Annotated in this window: 15 protein-coding genes and 2 pseudogenes; 9 read left to right on the top strand and 8 right to left on the bottom strand. The window is 58.2% G+C overall.

Annotated features, from left to right (window positions below):
• The first annotated feature begins 63 nt into the window (after positions 1-63).
• From EOA38_RS01215 to EOA38_RS01225, 3 genes are all read left to right on the top strand, one after another.
• A complete protein-coding gene (locus EOA38_RS01215) occupies positions 64-825 on the top strand; it encodes an SDR family oxidoreductase (RefSeq protein ID WP_245466459.1) in 762 nt (253 codons plus the stop codon).
• Between the two features lie 591 nt (positions 826-1,416).
• Positions 1,417-2,625: an acetyl-CoA carboxylase biotin carboxylase subunit family protein gene (locus EOA38_RS01220; RefSeq protein ID WP_126080642.1), complete on the top strand. Its 1,209-nt coding sequence runs from the start codon at positions 1,417-1,419 to the stop codon at positions 2,623-2,625.
• Between the two features lie 1,604 nt (positions 2,626-4,229).
• On the top strand, positions 4,230-4,937 hold the full coding sequence (locus EOA38_RS01225; RefSeq protein WP_245468328.1) for an SDR family oxidoreductase: 708 nt from the start codon (positions 4,230-4,232) through the stop codon (positions 4,935-4,937).
• A gap of 387 nt (positions 4,938-5,324) precedes the next feature.
• Here EOA38_RS01225 and EOA38_RS01230 read toward each other — a convergent pair whose 3' ends face one another.
• Positions 5,325-7,127, bottom strand: coding sequence for an ABC transporter ATP-binding protein (locus EOA38_RS01230; RefSeq protein WP_126080644.1), 1,803 nt, complete (start codon positions 7,125-7,127; stop codon positions 5,325-5,327).
• Between the two features lie 676 nt (positions 7,128-7,803).
• Between EOA38_RS01230 and EOA38_RS01235 the strand changes: the two genes are divergently transcribed.
• The 5 genes from EOA38_RS01235 to EOA38_RS01255 all read left to right on the top strand — a co-directional run bounded on the left by EOA38_RS01235 (position 7,804) and on the right by EOA38_RS01255 (position 15,153).
• Positions 7,804-8,547 carry a LuxR family transcriptional regulator gene (locus EOA38_RS01235; protein WP_126080645.1) on the top strand — a complete coding sequence of 248 codons (744 nt, stop codon included), beginning with the start codon at positions 7,804-7,806 and terminating at the stop codon, positions 8,545-8,547.
• A 969-nt stretch (positions 8,548-9,516) separates the two neighbouring features.
• Complete coding sequence (locus tag EOA38_RS01240; RefSeq protein ID WP_245466457.1) at positions 9,517-10,398, top strand: SPASM domain-containing protein; 882 nt, start codon at positions 9,517-9,519, stop codon at positions 10,396-10,398.
• An 870-nt stretch (positions 10,399-11,268) separates the two neighbouring features.
• A complete protein-coding gene (gene ectB, locus EOA38_RS01245; protein ID WP_126080646.1) occupies positions 11,269-12,525 on the top strand; it encodes a diaminobutyrate--2-oxoglutarate transaminase in 1,257 nt (418 codons plus the stop codon).
• The gene (locus tag EOA38_RS01250; RefSeq protein ID WP_126080647.1) at positions 12,518-13,357 is read left to right on the top strand and encodes a hypothetical protein; all 840 of its coding nucleotides are present in this window, start codon (positions 12,518-12,520) and stop codon (positions 13,355-13,357) included. Before ectB ends, EOA38_RS01250 begins: the two co-directional genes overlap by 8 nt.
• Positions 13,358-13,881: 524 nt before the next feature.
• Positions 13,882-15,153, top strand: coding sequence for an aminotransferase class I/II-fold pyridoxal phosphate-dependent enzyme (locus tag EOA38_RS01255; RefSeq protein WP_126080648.1), 1,272 nt, complete (start codon positions 13,882-13,884; stop codon positions 15,151-15,153).
• 36 nt (positions 15,154-15,189) lie between these two features.
• Here the strand turns inward: EOA38_RS01255 and EOA38_RS01260 are convergent.
• The 5 genes and pseudogenes from EOA38_RS01260 to EOA38_RS41065 all read right to left on the bottom strand — a co-directional run bounded on the left by EOA38_RS01260 (position 15,190) and on the right by EOA38_RS41065 (position 19,026).
• A pseudogene (locus tag EOA38_RS01260) lies at positions 15,190-16,361 on the bottom strand (IS5 family transposase).
• 595 nt (positions 16,362-16,956) lie between these two features.
• Entirely contained in the window at positions 16,957-17,271 is a 315-nt protein-coding gene (locus EOA38_RS40105; RefSeq protein WP_348627501.1) for a tyrosine-type recombinase/integrase, read from the bottom strand.
• 47 nt (positions 17,272-17,318) lie between these two features.
• Positions 17,319-17,501, bottom strand: a pseudogene (locus EOA38_RS41060) (transposase); the annotation flags it as partial.
• Between the two features lie 344 nt (positions 17,502-17,845).
• Positions 17,846-18,631, bottom strand: coding sequence for a 3-oxoacyl-ACP reductase FabG (gene fabG / locus EOA38_RS01275; protein WP_126080649.1), 786 nt, complete (start codon positions 18,629-18,631; stop codon positions 17,846-17,848).
• Positions 18,631-19,026: a thiamine pyrophosphate-dependent enzyme gene (locus EOA38_RS41065; RefSeq protein WP_348627502.1), complete on the bottom strand. Its 396-nt coding sequence runs from the start codon at positions 19,024-19,026 to the stop codon at positions 18,631-18,633. The genes fabG and EOA38_RS41065 overlap by 1 nt, the downstream gene beginning before the upstream one ends.
• Between EOA38_RS41065 and EOA38_RS41070 the strand changes: the two genes are divergently transcribed.
• A complete protein-coding gene (locus EOA38_RS41070; RefSeq protein ID WP_348526696.1) occupies positions 18,947-19,297 on the top strand; it encodes a hypothetical protein in 351 nt (116 codons plus the stop codon). The two genes, EOA38_RS41065 and EOA38_RS41070, sit on opposite strands and share 80 nt — an antisense overlap.
• 117 nt (positions 19,298-19,414) lie before the next feature.
• Here EOA38_RS41070 and EOA38_RS01285 read toward each other — a convergent pair whose 3' ends face one another.
• On the bottom strand, positions 19,415-20,773 hold the full coding sequence (locus tag EOA38_RS01285) for an aspartate aminotransferase family protein (protein WP_245466456.1): 1,359 nt from the start codon (positions 20,771-20,773) through the stop codon (positions 19,415-19,417).
• A gap of 228 nt (positions 20,774-21,001) precedes the next feature.
• Positions 21,002-21,860: ATP-grasp domain-containing protein (locus EOA38_RS01290; protein ID WP_127298280.1), on the bottom strand; the 859-nt coding region annotated here is incomplete at its 5' end.

Raw genomic sequence — 21,860 nt, forward strand, 5'->3', positions numbered from 1 at the left:
GAAAAAGAAGGCAGGCCATCAGACGATAGGCGGGAAACATTCCAGAAGGGATAGGGCTTATACATGAGTAAATCATTCATCGATGGCAGATTCGGTCTGAGTGGGAAGACCGCTTTGGTGACCGGCGGAGCACGCGGCATCGGATTGCAAGTCGCGCTTACATTACAAGAAGCTGGCGCCGATATAATTCTCACTGGAAGGGATCGGGTTCGCGTGGCCGCGGCGGCAGATCAGTTTCCAGTCAAGCCTAAAGTCTATCAGCTCGATGTTAGGGACTCGCAGGCGGTACGCGATCTCGCCGATGGCATCGCCGTTTGCCCTGACATCCTTATTAACAATGCCGGGGTGTCCCGCGCGGCGCCGACGAAATATACCACCGACGAGGATTGGCGAGCTGTCCTTTCAGTCAACTTGGACGGCCTGTTCTACTGCAGTCGCACCTTCGGCTCTCTCATGGCGGAGCGCGGTTCCGGCGTGATTGTAAATATCAGTTCGATATGTGGAGATGTTGTCACCCGACAGGAATCCGTAGTCACGGCTTACAATGCGAGCAAGGCGGGGGTAACTATGGTAACCAAAACCCTTGCTTGCGAATGGGCAAGATCTGGGGTTCGGGTGAACGCAGTGGCGCCTGGATTCGTACAGTCAGAGATGACCGACCAGTATCCTGTAGAAGTGGTCAGGGCATGGTCTGATCGGACGCCAATGGGCCGCTTCGGCCAACCTCATGAGATTGCATCTGCCGTCCAATTTCTTGCTAGCGACGCGTCAACCTATATCACGGGAACGGTATTGTTGGTGGATGGTGGCTACACTTGCTGGTGAGATTTTCTATTGGTTAATTCTGGTGGGCCATCCTGCTGCCTGGGGTGACAAAGCAAGATGATCTACCCATCGAAGTTTCTGTGCGTCGCACTACTTGATCCATAGTTTCGTAGTCAAAAGCACGGTGAACGTCAACCGAATCGATGAAGCTATCCAGCAGTTTGGCGGTGCGTTCTTGAGGCCGCTGTAGGTTAGGTGTAAGGCCGTTCACCAAGCTCGTTTGAATGACAGTTCGCGCGACGAGCAGAAGCTCGTGCATCGTACCTTCTCCCAGACGCTCCCCAGCCAGCTGAGTGATGTAGACACCGGTCATCACCCGTTGCCATGGGATCTCTGGTCCTTCACCAGGATCGGTGCGGCGGTAACGGATCCCATCATCGCGCCTCTCATTCCCCAGCCGACTTGCGCGAGAAGAATAGGCCTATATTGCGGCAACCAAGACACTCTTTTTGGTGGTCATGACGTCACATCCTGCAACAGATAAATACAACTACTTCACAAGAATTTACCAATCGCAAACCACGAGCAGTGGTATGTTGGACGAACTCACGCGCGGAAAAAAACCAGACAAGCTATTCGGAGTCGACAAACATGAAAAGAAGAGCGCTTATCCTGATCGAGGGTACAAGGAACAATGGTCCTCTATATGTCCAAGCGGCCCGAAGTCTTGGCCTGCACTCGATTACCCTGGCGGCTGATCCACTTAGGCACTACTATCATGCCGCAGAAGACAGTGAGGTAATCTGTGTGGACACATCCAATCTCGATGCGCTGATTTGCGAGTGTGTTCGGCTGCATGCGACCTATGATATTGCTGGGATTACGAGCTCGGAGGAAGCTGCATATGCGACAGTCGGCATGCTCTGTCGACATTTCAATCTGCCAGGTCCGAACGCCGAATCGGTTGAACGATGCTGCGATAAATTCACTCAACGTCAGCTGCTTGGGCAAGCCGACATTCCAATTCCTGCCTACGCGTTGGCAACGAATGCGAGCGAGGTTGTAAGCTCTGCCGCTAAAATCGGCTTTCCTGTAATTGTAAAACCAGCCACGGACACCGGCGGCAGCGAGGGGGTCCGATTGTGCGGCAGTAGCGAGGAGCTAATCCAGCATACTGCTTATCTATCAAGCAGGTGGAGTACATGGCAGTCCCCAGCAAGAATATTAGTGGAACAATTTGTGAAAGGCTTTCATTATTGGGTGGAGATGATGGGAGATGACGTCATTGGAATCGCCTCTCTCGAATTCGGTCCCTCGCCGCATTTCGTATATAATAGATGCGCCTATCCGGCCTTGCTTACCAATGAAGAGGATGAGCGCATCGCCGATGTTTCACTGAGGTGTTTACAGGCTCTCGACCTTCACTGGGGTCCGACCAACGTTGAACTCAGGTGGACGGCACATGGGCCGGTCGTCATTGAAGTAAATCCGCGTATGTCGGGCTCGCCCGGTGTTGAGCTAGTTGAGCTAGCTTGCGGTATCAATCTTATCCGAGAGCACATTAAACTCGTGATCGGCGATGAGGGCGATTTGCGCGGAACCCGTTCAGAAACTGCTGCTGCGCAATTCCTAGTTCCTGAACGGGACGGCGTTCTCGATTGGATCGATGGCGTCAGCCGGGCGGCTGCTGTACCTGGCGTCGCCAAAGTGAAGCTTTACCTTGAACCAAACACCACGATCAAAAGGAGAGGCGATCACCGAGACTTAATCGGATATGTGACCGCCAGCTCGCCTGACATCGCTCGGACGGAGGCGATACTTCAGCGGGCCGTCGGCTTAATTGAGTGGTCGGTTACATAGGTTCGATTTCCCTTGCTACCTGGCGGAGCGGCGCTTGTGTCCACCGTGTGGTGTTGCCGGGTTCAAGCGCCAGCCGCTGAAGATGATGAAGCCGACGTGCATCATTGTTGAAGCTGCTGAAGCGCTAGCGCAGCGAAGAAGAACCGCCAGGGAGCCATACGATCAGCGGATGGCGCACAGGATCGCTGGTCCTCGACGCACCCGTTTCCGGTTAACCTCCGAGCCAGCGACTGTCGGCCCTCCAACAGGGAAACCGGCAGTCCCGCGCGCGTCCGCAACAGCGGACGGTTGTCGTGCGTAGGACGGAGGAAATTCGCCCCTGCCTCGGGCGGTGAACGGGACAGCCGTAGGAGCGTCAGCAAAGCGCAGGCCGCAGGACGGGACGCGGGACGACTTTCCCCGTCCGCGGCGATCCGCATGTGTTTGCGTCAGGAGAAAGGCTGACCGGACGAAAGGCGCACTGCCGCTTCTCGAAAGTCCGGTCGCTGATCAGCGACGTGCGGTAGGATCGGCCATAGCAGGGCCGAGTTCCCCCTGGAAGAAAAAACAGGTGTTGCACCCGTCGGGTCCCCCTCAATTGCTGGGCAGCCTGTTAACTTCCAGCCTGGCATACTCGCTCTCCAGGTCGTCTTGCGCGGGTTCGGCAATTCCTCGAGCGTCAGCTCCACGGCCAAGATCGCCCGCTCAACGATCTCACCCGCGTCGAGCTCGGCCAGGCCCGAATCAATACCGGCCCAGCTGGTTGGCTGCCAGTCGCAGGAGACTGAGATTCTGCATGGCAGAGTTTACTCGGCAAGCGCCAGCCAGCGCTCTCGGTGGGCCGCATTCATACCCCAACAGAGCGCGTTCAAAGCTGAGGTTGCCGCCAAGGCGCTGTCAAGCAGAGGCTTATCGCGAAATAGAGACGTACGGGCTGCGATCGTTCGAAGGTCGTCGAACGATCGACCTGATTGCAGACCGCGCATACGCCTACGAGGCCCGGGGGTACGTCCTGGGATGTTTTAGAACAGCCATGCCCGCATTACTCCAGGAGCTTGGCGCAAGGCAACGGAGGCCTACGAGTTCTGCTGCACCCGGACAAGGAGCCCGTGTGCCGGTACTCACCAAACCGCCAGCTGGTTCCGAAATAAGGCGATGTCGCAGGTCCGAACAGCTTGCGCACGACTGCGCGAGGCATAAACTGGTTTTAACCCTAGCGAAACCTTTTGTGCATTCTCAGGGCAGTTGCTGGTGCTTACGATTAGAATGACACAAGCAAGGCTCGGCTTGCCGGATCCTGAGTATGTAATACTCCGCTTCCGCCGCTGCAGAAGCCAGTCGTCGGGGGGAACTTCGGCGGGGGGAAGGAAGCCGCGGGTCTCGATCAGCGGGATGGCATCTGGGTTTGAGGTAGCAGAACCGGGGAAGCGTCTTCACCGCTTCCCCGTCGATCCTGCGGATAGGGGCAGAGCTTGGCAAGCTAGTCCGCTCGGCAGATCGCAGAGGCGGTGGCATCGCCCAGACCATCGTGCCTCACGCGATGTCCCGCTGCCTATGCATGTCGCTCGTCGAAGTGAAGGGTGGAAAGGCAGTTGGATAAAAGGTTTGCAGGTAAGGTGGCTCTCGTGACGGGCGGGCGTAGCGGCATCGGTCTTGCGACTGCGCGACGTCTAAGGGACGAGGGCGCTCGCGTGTTCACCGCTCAACGTGGTGAGGACCGGGAATTCGAGGCCATTTCGGTCGACTTCACAGCTCCGACCAAGGCGGCTCATGCTATCAAAGCGGTTGTCGAACGGGCGGGACGGCTCGATGTCCTGGTAAACAACGCCGGGGTCATGCAGGAGGCGCTCGTCGAAGATATGAGCCTAGCAGATTGGGAGAGGACGATCGCCATAAATCTGACCACCCCATTCGTGCTGATAAAGGCGGCGATGCCTCACCTGCGGTCCACTGGCGGCGCGATCGTGAATGTCGGATCGATCGAGGGGCTGGGATCCAACCCGAAACACGCGGCCTATTGCGCCTCCAAGGCTGGTCTCCACGGTCTCACCCGCGCGGTTGCGATCGACCACGGCGCCGAAGGTGTGCGCTGCAACGCTGTCGCGCCTGGCTGGATCGACACCGACCTGAACTTGGATTTCATCGAGAGCATGCCGGACCCCAAGCGCTTTCGCCAGCAGATCGGTAATATCCATCCAATTGGGCGAACGGGGAAGCCGGAGGAGGTCGCGAACCTCGTAGTCTGGCTGGCTTCGCCAGAATCCTCGTTTATCACCGGTCAGGTGTGGACGATCGATGGAGGCCGAATGGCGAAGCTCAGTCTGCCACAGTAGAACCTGCGCAGGTTTGCCAAGCCGGACTTCATTGGACACCGCTCTCTTAAAAGGTGTTTGACAGCTTAGGTTGCAACCTGAGCGAAACGTTTGCGTTGTGCCCGGTATGAAAGAGGTCTAGGATTTCGGAGGATCTCTTGCAGTATAGTTCTAGAATTTTCTAAGCGAAAATTAACGAGCTTAAGTTCTGCGCAATGCAAGCGAAACAGGAGTATGATGGACGGTACCTTATGTTTTTTTGGATGGGAGTCGGTTTCAGCGGACACCTCCATGTGCTTCCCAATATACGTCGACCGGGCTAGATTTGGGATGTCGTGAGACGGCGATACATTTTGTACCGGGAATGGGCGCTCTCGCGGTCGGGCACTCGATCCTGATACTTGGCGCTCAGGCCAGGCCCATCGCTAGTTCCAACGCCTGCCGTTCGAAGAGGCGGCGGTAAATGCCACCATCGAGATCGATCAGCGCGGCATGATCGCCGTCCTCCATGATGCGGCCACGGTCGAAGACGAGCAGCCGATCGAGCGAGCGGACCGTCGACAGCCGGTGTGCGATGACGAGTGTGGTTCGACCCACCATCAACCGATCCACCGCTTGTTGAATGAGCACCTCGGATTCCGAATCGAGGCTCGATGTGGCCTCGTCAAGAATAAGGATCGGCGCGTTCGCCAGGAAGGCGCGCGCGATCGCCACGCGCTGGCGCTCGCCGCCGGAGAGCTTCAAACCTCTTTCGCCGACCAATGTCCCATAGCCCTTCGGCAGGGGCGCGATGAAGTCATGCGCACTGGCCAGCCGTGCCGCTTGCTCGATTTCGGCCTGGCTCGCGCCAGGCCGGCCATAGGCGATGTTCTCGGCAAGCGACCTGTGAAACAGGATAGGCTCCTGCTGCACGATCGCGATCTGCGAACGGAGCGACTCTTGGGTCACCTCGGAGACGTCCTGGCCGTCTATCAGGATCCGGCCGCCGCTCAGGTCGTAGAGTCTCTGGATGAGCTTCACGAATGTTGACTTGCCGGAACCGGAAGGTCCAACCAACCCAACCCTTTCGCCAGCCTCAATCGACAGCGAACATTGGCTATAGATCGGCAGGGGATGGTTGGCGTAACGGAAGTGGACGTTCTCGAAATCGATGCGGCCCGTCGTGATCCGGATCGGCTTGGCCTCTGGACGATCCGCAACATCCAGCTGCTGATTGTGGATGGCCACCAGTTCTTCCATATCATTAACCGAGCGTTGCACGGTGCGGACATGCATGCCGGCATCACGCAGATAGCCCTTCAGGACGATGAAGGACGTGAGAACATAGGCTATCTCGCCCGGCGTTGCCTGTCCATGCGACCACAGAAGCAGGGCATATCCGACCACCGCCACCCTGAGCGCAACCAAAGTGACGCCTTGGGTTGAGTCGACGATCGTTCCGCGCACCCAACTCCGGCGCGCGCGGTGCCGCCATTTGGTCATGATATTTTCAAGCCGCTGGTCTTCGCGAACCTCGGCGCCGAAGCCTTTGACCACAGCGTTGCAACTGACCGCGTCCGCAAGCGCGCCGCCGAGCTTTGTGTCCCATTGGTTGGCAAGGCTCGCCGCCGGCGCGACATAGCTGAGCGACAGCGAAATCGAAAACGCTAGATAGATCAGAGAGCCGCAAGCAAAGATCACGCCCATGACCGGCCAGTGCCAGCCGAGCAGCGCCGTCGAACCTACCAAGATGATAAAGGACGGGAACAGCGCGACCAATATTGTGCTGTTTAGAGGGTCGAGCGCCCACATGCCGCGCGTTATCTTGCGCACTGTCGAGCCGGCGAAGCTGTTCGCATGCCAGTCTGTCGAAAAGCGCTGGACATGATAGAACGCTTCGTTCGCGACATCGGACATCATCTTCAGCAAAAGATCGTTCAGGCCAATGACGGCGATGTGGCGCATGGCGATGGCAACGAGCGCAAGCGCAATCGGTACAGAGAAGGCTGCAAGGGCCGAATGCCAGGCTGGTGCTGCCACAGCAGCGCCGCCTGCAACAGCATCGATGAGACGACCTGAATAGACCGGCATCAGCACGTCAGCCAGCGTGGAGGCAAGCATCGCAGCCGTGATGATCGCGAGCCGCACCGGCTGCCGGCTCCAGTGGCGGACAGTGAAGGCGAGTACGTGGCGACCAGTGGCGCCGCGTCCATGGACGGGGAAACGTTTCATAGTTTCCAAGCGGGCGCATCAACACGCTCGGTCCCAAAGACGTTAAAAGACAAAACTAGAATTTTCGACCTCCCCCATAACAGCATCAATTTTGGCGGGCAGCTCCTGCCGCCTCACGACGGTGATGTTCAAAAGTCGTGCCAACTGAGCGGGAACATCCGAAGGACAAATTCAGCAGGTTACCGAGCCTGGAGAAAGTCAGCCGCGATCCAGTCGAATACTTTTGCTACGGCTGCCCAGCTCGGGAGATTGGAAAAGAAGGTCGACGTATCGATTGAATTGTGAACTTGTTCTTTCTCCATCCGATAAGCGGAGTGAGTGCATCACGTTGCCTCGATCAAATAAGTACAGTTGCCATGCAGCTTTCTCAGGCCCGGGACTTAGGTGCTGATTTCAAAAGCGCGCCGCGAATACGTTCCTGCCCATATTCCGTCAATCGAATGCTCGACTGTCGGATTGTGCGCTCCCCGACACAGTGCTGTTCGGTTCGCCTCCTGGGTACCTCCCCCAGTCGATTGACGACCTGAAGAAGAAGCTTCGCTCGCAAGCTGGCACGACTCTTGAGGGTACTCCAGGTGGCGAAAGGAACTCCGGCTCGAGTCCCGTTGACTTCGGATGTTGCGAGGCTGGGCTGGAGCAAACTTTGCACCGATGAGAACGCAATGAAGGAGGCATCATGGAACTCCCGCAGGTGGAGTTAGACCTATTCCTCGAGATGACTGATGATATCGCTCAATCCGAACAGTTGTTCGAACGGATGTCTGCGTTTGCGCTGAAGTTCGATTGCCCGTGGATTGCCTATGGCCCGCTCGCATCAAAACAGGGGGTTTTCAAGCCGAACCGAGAGGGTTCTGTGGTGATGTGGAATTATCCTGCTGAATGGCAGGAGCGCTACTCGAGAATGGGCTATGCCAAAATAGACCCACTCATCAAGAAAGGTCGAAAGGAGGCGGGGCCCTTTCGATGGAGCGAGGTGTATACCGATGAAAGCATAACTGAAGATGGACGCCGCGTCTTGGACGAAGCAGCAACATTCGGCTTGAGGTCAGGCGTTACCGTCCCATTACATGGCCCTGGTGACAGCTTTAGGTTTGTGAGTTTTGCTCAATCCTCGGACTGCGAATTGCAGAATAGAACGATCACCTACCTGCAAATGGCCGCGCTGCGGTTTCATCGGATGGTTACGAAGTTCGACACTACGACTGCGTCGGAACGAGTACATAACCTGTCTCCGAGAGAAATACATTGCATTGATTGGGTGTCGAAAGGAAAATCGTCATGGGAAATAGGAACTATTTTAGGCAGATCACGAAATACGATAGATTTCCATTTAAAAAATGTAATGCGGAAGTTGGATGCGACCAGCAGAACGGTAGCTGTTGTAAAAGCTTTGAAACTTGGGATTATCGAACCGCCGTAGGTGCGCAGCTAGTTCTCCGCCCGTAGTAGCGCGCGTGATAGCCGAGAGCTCCGGCGTGCGCTCGCTCTTCGAAGCCCCAGCGCCTCGTCCATCTCGGCCTCGAGCACCTCCTGCATCACCCACCTCGTTCGATCTATCCGGGTTTCAAAGCAGAATGTCTTTGACGGCAGCGCTGGCGGTCTTACTTTCCGTCTTGATCATGGCGGCGTTCCTTCCAGGGAATCGGTGACGTTGAGCACCACCCTGTCATGACCGCCCGCTCTCAGCGAATTTGCAGAACTCAGCACGCCATTCTGTCTTAAGCGACTGACGCATGAGTGATGTGTGTCCAAAATCTGACAGCCGTCAGAAAACATGTCGGGTTCAAAACAGCGGAGCGTCTTGGGCCTGTCGGGCTTTTCGAAGCCTATCACGCAGTAACTGCGCGCCAAGGGCACTGGCACGGCCTTTGCTGGTCGAGGTGCGGCAATATAGTGTGAGGGTTAAGCCGCATGAGAACACGGAACTCGCTCGACGTAAGGGATGATCGACCTCATCCAGAAAGCTTCTCTCCGGCGGGTTCGAGGGTGCTGCGCGCGCATCTCGGCGACGGGCCAGCGATCGACGATTGAGGCTACATCTCCGGAGCGAGTGATGCCTCGAAAATTGCAATGCTGTCTCTGGTCCGACGCGCTGGAAGTTTGTGAAGAGTCGGCCCGGCAAATCGGCGAACCGGTCGGCTTAGGCTGCGAAAAAGGGTAGATGGCCGCGTTGCCGCGGTGGATCAACAGGCGGTGTCAGAAAGCCAAAGGCACACGTACACTATCGTGGCGCTTCGCAGGAGGTAGATGGGAGTAATCACCAGTGATTTTACCGGAACTTCGCTCAGCAAACACAGCCGGCAGGGTTTTGGAGATAACGACGACCACGGGATGTGTCGTAGGATGTTCATATTGTCCCCAGGACAAGTTCGCGGTCCGGCAAAGAAAAGTGTCTCATGCGAGTCATCTGGGTCTTGAAGATTTCAAGCGGTGTCTGGCCCGCGTACCGACTTCCGTCGACATTGGTTTTGCGGGATACTCCGAACCTTGGCTCAATCCGGACTGCACCGAAATGGTGGAGCACGCCTTCGCCAAAGGCCATGGCATCAGGATTTTTACGACGCTGGTGGGAATGAACGGGCAGGACCTGCAGCGATTGCAAGCCTTGCGCTTGGGCGTATTCGTGGTCCATGTTTTCGATGACGGCACCTACATGAACAGCCGCCTGGTCGGAGACAAGTATCGCGATCTGGTTCGTCAACTCGTCGACGCGGACATCCCCTTGATCCGATTCGTGGCCTTGGGCGAGCCCCACCCAGATATAGCCGACATTATTCCTACCGAAGCACTGATAAAAGCGCGGCCGGTGAGCAGTAGGGGTGGAAGCGTCGACCCTAAGATCGTTGCACCACGTCAGCCAGTGCTCGGAGCCCTAACCTGCGTGGACGAACGACAGTATCGGAATGTTCTTCTTCCAAACGGCGACGTCACCCTGTGCTCCATGGATTTTGAACGGAGTCACGTATTGGGCAACCTTCTATATGAGGGTTACTCCGATCTGTTTGAAAAGCCAGTTTTTCGCGAAATCGTCGACCGCATGAATGGAGCGGATGGTTTTCTGCTTTGCAGAATGTGTGAATTCGCCGATCCAAACGACCGGACCTGGGCGGATGCCGGCCGAGAGGGCGTGCCTGGCAATGCGGATGGCCCCACGACAAATGCACCTGCTCGCGACGCCATCGTGTTTTCGCGTGAGGCGCGGCAGTGGGCCTCGACCACATCGAAAGGGGTCTTCGGCTTCCAACCGAGCTTGTCGGCCTGCCTGCCTTGAGGTAACGCCGATCACAGGTCAACCTCGGTCGGACGGAAACAGCGTTCGTCGATCCCGATCAGCGCTTGATTACTTACTCACGGCCCACCTCGTCAACGCCTTCAGCCTCCCAGACGATCTCCTGTTCGACTCGCCTGAAGGCAGCAGCCCCAGCTGCGGCCGGGGATGGTTGCCGTCGCGGTAGTTGACGCTCTCGAAACCGATGCGGCCCTTCGCCAGCGCGTCTCCCGGTTGCTTCCGCCTGGCCTACGAACGGGCTTTCCGTCAAGGGGGTCCACGGCGGCCCCGCCCTTTTGATCCGGCGGCTCGGGCCAGTTATCGCGCAAGAGATCGGAATCCGCATTCTTCTCAAAGAGAGCGTGGCTTTCGCTGTGTCATCGGTCATCAAATAGTTTCTTGAATCAGGTTGGTGTCCGCAGCCCGAGGTTGAACGGCGAATATTGATGACCGCCGCGAAGCCGCTCGCTCGCTACGGCGCCATCGAGGAGCGCGCTCGCGAGCGGCTTCGCTACCGCCGAGCGACACAACCTCTGGCGACGCGACCCTGCTGATCTCCTTGGACCCATTCATTTGTGCGGAGGCGCTATGGGCAGCGATGGGTGGGTACGTCAACTACCTGATGCCATAGTATCGGTGCTTTCGCGGAAGGTTTAGAAGCCATCTTGTTGCAGCACATTCCCCGAAGACATCCGAATGGAGGGCAACGCAACCAACAATATTCAATGAGGATCCCGGCACCACCAGACCAAACCCAGACCAAACAAAGCTGCCTCCGGCATTCTGCTTCAATGTTAAACGACGAACATATGCCGCAAACCACTAGCCATTAAACAGCTCTCTTCTTTGACGACTATGTGCAGAGGACTTAATATGGACACCGACGCTTTCACGGCTCATGAATCTAGCGTTCGTCGTTATTGCCGGGCGTTCCCCACCGTCTTTACGAAGGCCCTTGGGGCGACGATCTGGGACGAGACGGGTAAGCCCTTTATCGATTTCCTGGTGGGTTCCGGCGCACTCAACTACGGGCACAACAATCCGGATATTATGGCGCCGGCGATTGAATATCTCGTCGGTGAGAACATTCTTCTGTCGCTTGATATGCATACGGCGGCAAAGCGTGACTTCATTGAAGGGTTCGTCGATTGGATCCTGAAACCCAGAGGCCTTTCATACAAGATTCAGTTTCCTGGGCCGACCGGCACGAACGCCAACGAAGCGGCTCTGGCGCTGGCGCGAAAATACACCGGCCGCTCGAGCGTCATGGCCTTTACGAATGCGTTCCACGGCATGTCGCTCGGCTCTCTAGCGGTGTCGGGCTCGGCCTCAACCAGGGAACTGGGAGGCGTCGCTCGCCACGATGTGATCCGTGTTCCCTATGACGGCTATCCGAGCCAAGCTTTCGATTCCGCCAGTTACATCGACAGCGTTTTGAGCGACCCGGGGAGCGGCATAGAAAAGCCTGCCGCAATCATTCTGGAGACCATCCAGGCAGAGGGCGGCATGAACGCCGCATCCGCAGCGTGGCTCACGGAAATTCAGCGCATTTGCCGCACGCATGGCATTGTTTTTATCGTCGACGACATCCAGGCAGGTGCGGGCCGAACTGGCGACTTCTTCTCATTCGAGTCTGCAAAAATCGAACCGGATATTGTTTGTCTTTCTAAGTCCCTTAGCGGTTCAGGTAGTCCGTTGTCCATCGTTCTGATTCGACCCGACTTGGATATATGGAAGCCCGGAGAACATAGCGGGACCTTCAGAGGAAACAATTTCGCCTTCGTGACGGCAGGAGCCATGTGCAAGATGTGGTCGGATAGGAAATTTACTGCAGGTGTCGAGCGGACAGCCGTCAGGCTGCAAACGCACCTCGATCGCCTGGTTGCGAAATTTCCAAGATACATCGAACAGAAGCGCGGCCGCGGTCTGATGGCCGGCCTGAAATGCCGTTCACCGGCAGTTGTCGGCCGCGTGCACGATGTCGCATTCGAAAATGGCCTTCTTATCGAATCCTCGGGGCCAAATCGCGACGTTATCAAAGTCCTCCCGCCGATAACCATCACCGATGCCGAACTCGATCGTGGCATCACCATCCTTGAACACGCACTACAGGAGCAAGACAATGCCTAGTCAGATATCTCAAGTGCCAGCCATCTCGCCGGTTTCGATCAAAGAACGGACCGGGTCGATCAACACGGCGGAGATCATCTCGGTCCTGAAAGGTGAGCTCACCGCTCTGCACATCAAGCAAGCTTTCAGCACCGAAGTAGCAGAGGAGATCACTACGAACTTTATTGGAAGCTCCGGTCTCAGAGAGCGTAAAGATGGTGTGCCCGGACAATATGTCGGTGCATCTCACTACAGAAAGGATGCAGCCACCTATTTCGCAGACGCCGAAAACGCGCGGCCGTACGTCGATGCCCTTTTTAAGAATTTGGTTGACCCGGTTCGAGCAGTATTCGGGGCGTTGAAGCGAGAGCTTCACAACCAGGGAATCGAATTGCGGCTAGCGCGTTCCGAACACGGCCAGGCCAATGTTTGTCGCGGCCTCAGTTGGTCGGGCACAGGCACGTTTTCCTTGGATCCCCACGACGACGTCGCTCAAGTCTTACGTGCTGGCGATGATTACGAGCTTTCTGCGGTGGCGCACAATACGGTCGCAGCGCTCAACCTCTATCCCAGCATGCCTGAGGAAGGCGGCAATCTGAAGCTCTGGAGCCACAAGCCGACGGTTGCGGACCGGATATCGCAAGGTGTGGAGACCACTGGATACCCCTATTCGGCAGCCTATCTGGAGGCCGTCCCTTGCCGCGAGTTCGAGCTCAAAACTGGGGATATCGCCCTAATCGATGGCGGCTTCGTTCACGGGGTTACCGGTCAATCAGGCAACGGAAAGCGTCGCGTGCTGCTGAATTGCTTTTTCGGATTTGCGCGGCCAGATCTTGTTCTCTGGTGGACCTGAGTGGATGTCCCCGACCGCGGGTCATATCGGCCTGAGTGGGAGCGCCGCGGCGAACAGAAGCCACAAAAGCTCCTGAACCGTCTAGCAGGAGCGGGAAGTAGTCGGCGGTGGCCAGGGAGGCGCCGCCGACGTCGTCCTGATTGTGGGCGATACAGGTGCCGCCCCTCCGGTGTTCAGCTTTGATTGTGCCGATGACGGGCTCGACCGCGTGGCGGTTCCCTTGTCTCGCGATTCATTTCCGGTGTCATGTTCCACCTAGTGCTGAAAACTCCAACCTGGGCTTTGCGGCACGTTGTGCCAGGATGCGCCGGCTACTCAGGGCAGAAGAACTCTTCACCCCAGAACTGGGTATTCGGGTCTCTCCACCCAGGGCGCGCCAGCTCCTCATCCGACAGACTGAAGGTGTCTTCGGGATCATATCAGACGGCCATCAGCCGCATCGGAATTCGGCGGTTCGCAATTTGGATCACGTGAGACTGGGGAGCCAATTTACCGCAAATATGCACTTTTGAAAGGACGTCCAAATGTCTCCGGTGGAATTCACAGCGGGCGCTGCAAACGCCAGTCATTTCCGCAACACCGCTTCGGTCATTGATCGGACGCGAATGCATTTCGAACGGGCTCACCAACGTGGTCTCATGGGTGTTTACGGGCGGTCTTTAGAGGGGAGGGCGGTCATGATCACGGAGGGCGAGCGTCGAGGCGATACCATGGCCGACTACGTACGTTGTTGCTACCTCGGCTTGGACAATCATCCAGCTATCGTTGCAGGCGCGGTTGCCGCGATAAAGGAATACGGATCACTCCACTGGTCTTGTGCACGCACGCGCCTGAATTTCGGACTCGTTGGTGAACTTGAGGGATTGCTTTCCCAACTCTTTGGGGCGCGGATTATTACTTACTCGACGGTTATGATTGCCAACATGGGCGCACTGCCAATCATCGCCTCCGGACATTTAACGGGAGGTCAAAGACCTGTCATGGTGTTCGACCGTCTGGCACATGCCTCGCTTGCCTTTCATAAGCCAGTTGTGGCCGAGGAGACCCAAGTCGAGACAATTCCTCACAATGACCTCGATGCTTTGGAGCAGCTTTGCCGCAAGCATCCAATCGTCGCTTACGTCTGCGATGGCGTCTATTCGATGGGCGGCTTCGCGCCGATCGAAGGGCTTCTTGAGTTGCAGGAAAAGTATGGCCTTTTTCTTTACATCGACGACGCACACGGAATTTCACTATTTGGCGAAAGTGGCGAAGGTTTTGCGCGCTCGCAATTACCCAACGAGCTAGGTGAGCGCACGATCGTCGCGGCGTCCCTCGCCAAGGGCTTCGGCGCGTCGGGCGGCATGCTCATGCTGGGAACGGCATATCAAGAAGAGCTATTTCGTTGCTACTCCATTCCGCATGCCTTCTCGGCTTCGCCCAACGTTGCAGCTGTCGGTGCCGCTATGGCCTCGGCGAAAATCCACCGCACGAGCGAGCTCAGGGTTCGCCGAGATCAATTGATCGACCGCATCGCCCTGTTCGACGATCTCATCAACACAGATCAGCGAGGCGCTCCTCTGCCAATTCGCATGATTAATGTGGGCGATGAATTTGCGGCTATTGATTTCGCAGCACGCCTATTCGATGATGGCTTTTACACTTCCGTCACGTTCTTTCCGACGGTCGCTCGGGGCCATGCGGGCATACGCATCTGTCTTACAGCGAGTCACGATCTGTCAGACTTGGCGCGGCTCTGTAATAAGATTCAGATCCACGGACAATCCGTGTTTACCGCAACAGAGGAGCCTCACTGAACACCAAGAATTGTCAGTCGTCCGTGAACAACGAGATTAGTCAGGCTTCGAGTCCTCTCGGCTGACTGGGCTGCGATGAGAAGCCACAAAACCTGTGAACCAGTTGAGCAGGAGGGAGAAGTTGTAGCCGGCGGCGGCGTTGAGGGCGTCGCCCTGCTGGCCGGCGAGGAGTTGCGGCTCATCCGGTGCTCAGCCTTGATGTGGCCGATGCTCTATGGGCTTGCGAGCGTGTGGCCGCCATAGGGATTGCCGGGCAGCGCTTTTTGCATGCAGGGCGAACTGGCCGCCCGGACGCTTCAGCGTGGTGGCCACCGACACCTTCCCCCCGAACTCGTAGGGCATATGCGCCTTCCCTTGCCAATGCATTCCACCTCGTGCGCGTGCAGGCAGTAGATCTTGCGGACGCGCTGGCGCTGACGTTGCTGGAGAACGGTGGCGGCCTGGTAGAGCGGCCATTTGAAGAGCGCGTCCAGCCCCGCATTGCCGGCGATCTGGCGACCAATGTCGCGAATGGTCCGGCCGACATAGTCTTGAGCCTGCGCAGCGCCTTGTTGGCCCGCTTGAACTGCTTGGCGTGGGCATAGCGCTGGTGGCTGATCAGCGCCAGCTTGCCGACCCGCACATAGCTCTGGCGCAAATGGAGGCCCGTCCTCTTGGCCAGCCGCACCAGCCGCTCGCGCGCCCGGTGGATGAGCTTGGCGTCGGTCGGGAACATGACGTTCTTCGGCTGCACGGTGGTGTCGGTCCTCGGACTGATCCGGGGATCACCTGGCGCGTGTCGGCCGGCTTCATCGCCCCGGTCTTGACCGCAAGGCTGAGTCTCGCCTGCAACAGCGCCACGATCCGCTCCTCGCCCATGCGGCTGCGCCAACGCGTCATCAACGAGCGGTCGAACGGCAGCGTATGGCAAAAGAACGTCTCCCGGTCAGATACTGGAAATAGGGGTTCTCCACCCAGCGCTCGCACAGCACCTCGTCGGACAGGTTGAAGGTGTGCTTGAGGATCGCCAGCCCCGCCATCAGCCGGGTCGGCAGCGGCGGCATGCGGGGGCCGTCCGAATAGACCGCGCCAAAACGCTCCTCCAGCATCGGGCAGTCGATCGCATCCGCCAGCCGCACCAGCTCGTGCTTCATGCTGATGATCTGGTCGAGCCTGGAGCGGAACAGGTCCTGCTCTCCCGTCTCGCGCTTCTCGCGTGGCCCCGACATTCGCCGTCCCTCGATTCGCCCGCCGCCGGCCGAGCGAATCACGTTTCGGTTACAGCGTCTATGAAGCGCCCCGCCCACTTGTCTGATTCTAGGAAGGCAGACTATGTACAAAGGGCCGATTCAATTTGAATTCTAGAACAATCGTCATGCCACTCCATATGTAGCAAACCATTTAGTATGCGAAGGATGCGACACTTCCCGCTCTCGGGACTGGTCAACATGAGCTGAAAAAGGAAGGCTGCGACTTCGCAAAGCCCGGCGTGAGACTGGGCTGCTTGCGGAGCCGTCATGCCTTTGATCATCTTGTCGCAAAAAGAGCTGCCGCTCACGACCGCATCGCTCTCGGCGAATCAAAGAGCACGGAAAACGTGTATCGGATCGGGCACACTCACCATCGTAAGCTGCCATGACAGGTCGAATGTTCGCAAGTGCGACCTCGGCAAGCTGCGAGGTGGCGACCTTTACGTACAATGGCGTTGTGTTGATGCTTCGGTGCCCTAGAAGATCGACGACCTCGTTGACCGGCCTTCACTGCTTGACGAGCTGGGTAGCAAGACTGTGGCGCAGGAGATGCGCACCTGCGACTCGCCCGAGTTCAACCCCGCCATGTCGCAAACGCGCATTTGAATGCTGCCACGGGCGGCGTGAAGGACAGGAACAGATACGGACTATCCACCTTCGGTCGAGCGCGCAGGACGTAGTCGGCGAGCGCGGCGCCGGTCTCCTCGAGCGGCGGCGCCACCCGATCCCGCTTGCCCTTGGTGCGCCGGACCGATACCTCGCCAGCACGCCAGTCGATATCCTGCAGCTGAATGGCGCGTAGCTCACCGTTGCGAATGCCCGTCGTGGCGAGTAGCAGCAGGGCTCGATCGCGGATGTCGACGGGCGTCGTTGCGCCGATCGCATCGATTGTCGCCGAAGGTCATCCCATGAAGACGCGGCGGCAAATGCGCCAAACCGCTTTGATGGGTCCGCGGCTTCGGTGCCGGCGAAGCCCTCCGCCTCTACCTGCTGGCCATCCAGGCCCAGAAGCAACTGGTCCTCGGGCAGGCCCTCCGCCCTTGGCCCGAAGCGATAGCGCTGCAACTCCTTGATGATTTGGCGGAGCCTCTCATTCTCCGCACGCGCGGCCAGAAGCATCGCCTGAAGCCAAAACCTCGAGGCGTTGACGGCTGAGCACGTCCTCGCTGCTGTCGAGCATCCGCTGTCGCTATCGGCCACCACCTCCCGCCAATGAGGCGTCCTTGGAACGACGCGGCCGAGATCCTGTCATGGTGGCCTTCGGATGTGAGAAGTCGCCGCCGTGCGCGTGATGCCAGGGCTCGCTTGGCTTGACCACGGCCCTGTCCGAAGGCAGCCTGTTCCAGGCGTTCGCCATGGCCCCTAGTGCAGCAGGTCCGTAAGTTCGCGCATGCGCAGAATGTGCGGGAGTGGCCGGCGCCGCGTCCTTCGTCACTGAATGGTTTGTGCCGCCGGCCGACAGATTAAGAGGGGGCGAACTCACCGCCGTTGACATCGATGATGGCGCCGTTAATGAAGTCGGAATCCGAGCGAACAAGAAACTTAATGACGCGGCTGATGTCTTCGGGCCTGCCGAGCCGGCCGATCGGGATCCGCGCGAGTGCAGCGCGGTTTCCGGGCCTCTCGGGCGGTCCCGTCATATTGCTTAAGACACGGCCAGGGCAGATCGTGTTCACCGTGATACCAAGCCCGGCGTATTCGCTCATGATCGACCGGGCGAGCCCTGCAAGCGCGCTCTTCGAGGCAACGTAGCTCGCTCCGGCGATCTTCGGCTGCGTACGCGCCGCGAGTGAACTGATCAGGACGATACGGCCTTGCCGGGCTTCCGCCATACCGGGCAACACCTCGCGGCAACAGAGGAAGGCGCCCGTGAGGTTCACCCGGATAACATCATCCCATTTGGCAAGCGGCATATGGCCGAGAGCGACACGCTGATCGTTTGGACCTTTCGGCGAGTAGCCAGCATTGCAGACAAGCGCGGATACCGTTCCCCACCGCTCGCGGACATTGGCGAAGAACCGGCAGACGCCGCGTTCGTCACGGAGGTCGACCGTGTCGGCGTGGATATTCCAAGCTGGAAAACGGGCGCGTAGATCGACAGCGGCAGCCTCCACCCGCTCTCTCGTCTGGCTGAAGAAAGCGACGCGCCAGCCAGCGTCGATTAGATGCGCGACGGTCGCAAACCCGATCCCGGTTGCCCCGCCGGTGACGACCGCAACGCCCATTGATTTGGTGTTTTCTGTCGTCATCAAACGGAACCCACGTCGCGCACGACGTTCTGGTCAACCGCGCCGCCGAAAAGGGAAAGAGCAGGATGGGCGTTGGGGGCGGCGACGACCTTGACTAGCCACGGCCTTTCAGAGGCGAGCGCCTCGAGAGCAGGCCCTATGTCGTCCGGTACCCTGACGACGGTCGCGCCGCAACCGCACGCCCGGGCGATTGCTGCGTGGTCGACTGGAGCGAAATGGCAGGCGCTCGTACAGGGTCCTAACGGCATTGCTTCGGCATGCCTTTGGAAGCCGAGCACGCCATTCTTTAGCACGATTACGACGACGGACACGCAGTTGCGTACCATCGGCGCGGCGGCGCCACAGGTCGATGTGTTGGAGGATTTGACAAAGAGCGTTGATCGTGACCGCAGCATGGACCACGAGGCACAGCGCCTCGTAGGTGCAACCGACCTCGGTTGGATCGACGCCGATATGGATGTTGCACGCGCCAGGCGTGATCTGGCGCCAACTGTCTGTTCCATTCTGGTTGGTGCGCGTTCCGACAGGCTCGCCTTGAAAGCCTCCGGAAGTGATGGCACGAGGATGGCCGCGGGCGGCCCGTTTTGGGTGGTAACCACTGCAATCCTGCTTAAGACGCGTTCAAAGTCGTCTGCCATGGCGCCCCCCATCTTCTCCTGCCGGTAGGCGAGCTGGCGGGATGCCAATCGTACCGCAGGCGAGGAGGACGGCAGACGGCAGGCTCTGGCCAAACAAGGGCTTCAACGCACGCGCGATCGCCTGTGCGACGGTTTCTTCCATGATCTAACCCGTGATAGTGTCGAGGAGCGCCGCGCGCTGAATTAGGAAGCGGTCGAAAGCATTTGCGACGAAGGCGATCTCATCCTCCCCCATCGGTGTTGAGAGGCAAGCGGCGGCCGCTTTGGGCAGAATGATGCCTTCCGTGGCGAAGAAGCGAGTTAATTCCGTCATCACGGCCACCTCCTGTAGGGTAAGGAAACTTTCTCGGAACTCTCGCGGCGGCTTGCGCCGCGGGTGAAGGCGAAAGAGGGAAGTGGCTCCAGTGACGCTGAAAGGGGCGCCGTGCCGCGCGATGATGCGTTCGAGCCCGTTTCGCAGTTTGTCCCCCAGCCGCTCGAGGTAATCGAAGGCAGCGCGGTCGAGGGCTTCCATCGCGGCGAGTCCTGCTGCCATCGAGAGCGGATTGGCTGAAAAGGTGCCGCCCTGCGGCAGAGCAGGACCGCCTGATGCGGCCTCGAAGACTGCCATCACCTCGCTGCGGCCTCCGATCGCGCCGATGGGGAGCCCGCCGCCAATGATCTTGCCGAGCGCGAAGAGATCGGGGGCGAGCCCATAGAGCGCAGAGGCGCCTTCGTAACCCTGTCGGAGGTTGAGAACCTCGTCGCTGATAACAAGGATACCGTGACGACGGGCCGTCTCTTGGATGGCGGATACGAAATCCGGCGTGGGCGAAATGAGCCCACTGCGGCTCGGCATGGGATCAACGAGGACGGCTGCGAGACGCCCTGCATGTTCCGTGATCAGCCGGCGCGCGCCCTCGGCGTTGTTGAAGCGCAAAATCACAACGTCATCGAGCACAGCTGGCGGCATGCCGCGATAAGAAAGAGTGGGCGCGGGATGTTCGGGATCGCCCCACGTTTGAGGCGTTGCAGCCTGGCTGACCTCGACCCAGTCGTAGGCGCCGTGATAGGCTCCCTCGATCTTGGCAATGGCGGGACGTCCCGTGAACGCCCGCGCCGCCTTAATCGCAAACATGACCGCCTCGGTACCGGTATTGACGAAGCGGATGCGGTCAAGATGCGGAATTCGGGCGCAGAGAAGCTCAGCAAGATCGATTTCAATCTCGGTCGGGTTGGCGAAGCAGCATCCGCTTCTGAGCTGCTGCGTCACGGCCTCGATCACGGGCGGGAAGGCGTGGCCATGGATGAGGGTCGTGAAGTTGCCGTTGAGGTCTAGGAGACGACGGCCATCAACGTCGACAAGAAACGCACTCTCTCCGTGATGCATGTAGCGGGGAATGGGATCGCGCTCGATAGTGATCCGCGTGGTGCCGTCCGGGAAAACCCTGCGCGCCCGGCCGAAAGTCTCGGCAGAACGGGGTCCGACGAGCGGAGGGGGGGGCAGGGCTGGTTGCTCTAACACCGCGGCTATCCTCTTGCTGTGGCCTGGGAATTACTCGCGCGACATAGCCGCCGCAAAAAATCAGAAGACAATTGTCCACCGCAGATAAGTTCAATTGCCTAGAGGTTCCCAGAAACAAAATTAGGTATCATTCACTTTGCGACGACCGCACTTGATTTTGCACTACAAGTTTCCTCTTCAATAGCTTCCCCTGGTGCGGCGACTTGAGGGGCTGATGATTGTCTTTGTTCACGGAAATGGAGAGATCGACCAACTGATTAAGTTCACCGCACGCTGAATTATCGCCTCGGTCCGGACACGGTCGGGTGAAGCGGCTATGACATGTCCCATGCGATCTCGATAGTCGCCTTTCCTCACGATAGGGGTATTGGGCTCGACACAAAATTGCACCTCTGCGACACCCGGTACAGCAGCAGCCTGACTGCCGCCATGGATCCAATCGACGATGCCATCACGGTCAGGAATTAGGACCCGGACGGCCACAATGTGTGAATGCCTTCTGCGCAAATCCCATTCGTGGCCGACGGCAAGCTTGATGTGTTCGGTGATAAGATCGACTCCATAAGCCAGCCGAACCAATTGAGAACCCGTCCCGCCCAAAAGTCGCGGATTCACTTCAATGACGACAGGGCCAAGCTTCGTCCACCGGAGTTCAACATTCGTGGGACCCCAGCCAAGGCCGAGAATTCGCAAGCAGCTCAGCGAAACGTCGGCGATTCGCTCGTGCTCGTCATCTGTCAGCGAGGCTGGCTGGGTGCCGCTATGAAAGACGAAATGCGGTGGGGGGCCGTAGTCAGCGGCGGCAATCGCAACGACCTCATTTCCCATTATCTGAGCGATATAATGCGGACCATTCGCGTATTCTTCAACAAGTATCCTCGGCGAAGATCGCCAAATGTGCTTCCCACCCAATAGGTAGGTGGTATGTTCGGCTAACTCATCGACGGTGCTGCATAATCGCACACCGATGCTGCCGCTGCCTATGGCTGGCTTCAGAATCACCGGCAGGCCGATCTCGGCGGCAGAGATTTCAACCTCCGCTGCATTCGCTGCTAAGCGATAAGCAGGTATTGGAATGCCGGCCTCC

The sequence above is a fragment of the Mesorhizobium sp. M1E.F.Ca.ET.041.01.1.1 genome, assembly GCF_003997355.1.
Taxonomy (GTDB): domain Bacteria; phylum Pseudomonadota; class Alphaproteobacteria; order Rhizobiales; family Rhizobiaceae; genus Mesorhizobium.

What these genes read in the sequence shown, in the direction of transcription:
- EOA38_RS01215 (WP_245466459.1), top strand. Translation starts at nt 64, where the DNA reads ATGAGTAAATCATTCATCGATGGCAGATTCGGTCTGAGTGGGAAGACC.
- EOA38_RS01220 (WP_126080642.1), top strand. Translation starts at nt 1,417, where the DNA reads ATGAAAAGAAGAGCGCTTATCCTGATCGAGGGTACAAGGAACAATGGT.
- EOA38_RS01230 (WP_126080644.1), bottom strand. Translation starts at nt 7,127, where the DNA reads ATGAAACGTTTCCCCGTCCATGGACGCGGCGCCACTGGTCGCCACGTA.
- EOA38_RS01235 (WP_126080645.1), top strand. Translation starts at nt 7,804, where the DNA reads ATGGAACTCCCGCAGGTGGAGTTAGACCTATTCCTCGAGATGACTGAT.
- ectB (WP_126080646.1), top strand. Translation starts at nt 11,269, where the DNA reads ATGGACACCGACGCTTTCACGGCTCATGAATCTAGCGTTCGTCGTTAT.
- EOA38_RS01250 (WP_126080647.1), top strand. Translation starts at nt 12,518, where the DNA reads ATGCCTAGTCAGATATCTCAAGTGCCAGCCATCTCGCCGGTTTCGATC.
- EOA38_RS01255 (WP_126080648.1), top strand. Translation starts at nt 13,882, where the DNA reads ATGTCTCCGGTGGAATTCACAGCGGGCGCTGCAAACGCCAGTCATTTC.
- fabG (WP_126080649.1), bottom strand. Translation starts at nt 18,631, where the DNA reads ATGACGACAGAAAACACCAAATCAATGGGCGTTGCGGTCGTCACCGGC.
- EOA38_RS41065 (WP_348627502.1), bottom strand. Translation starts at nt 19,026, where the DNA reads ATGCTGCGGTCACGATCAACGCTCTTTGTCAAATCCTCCAACACATCG.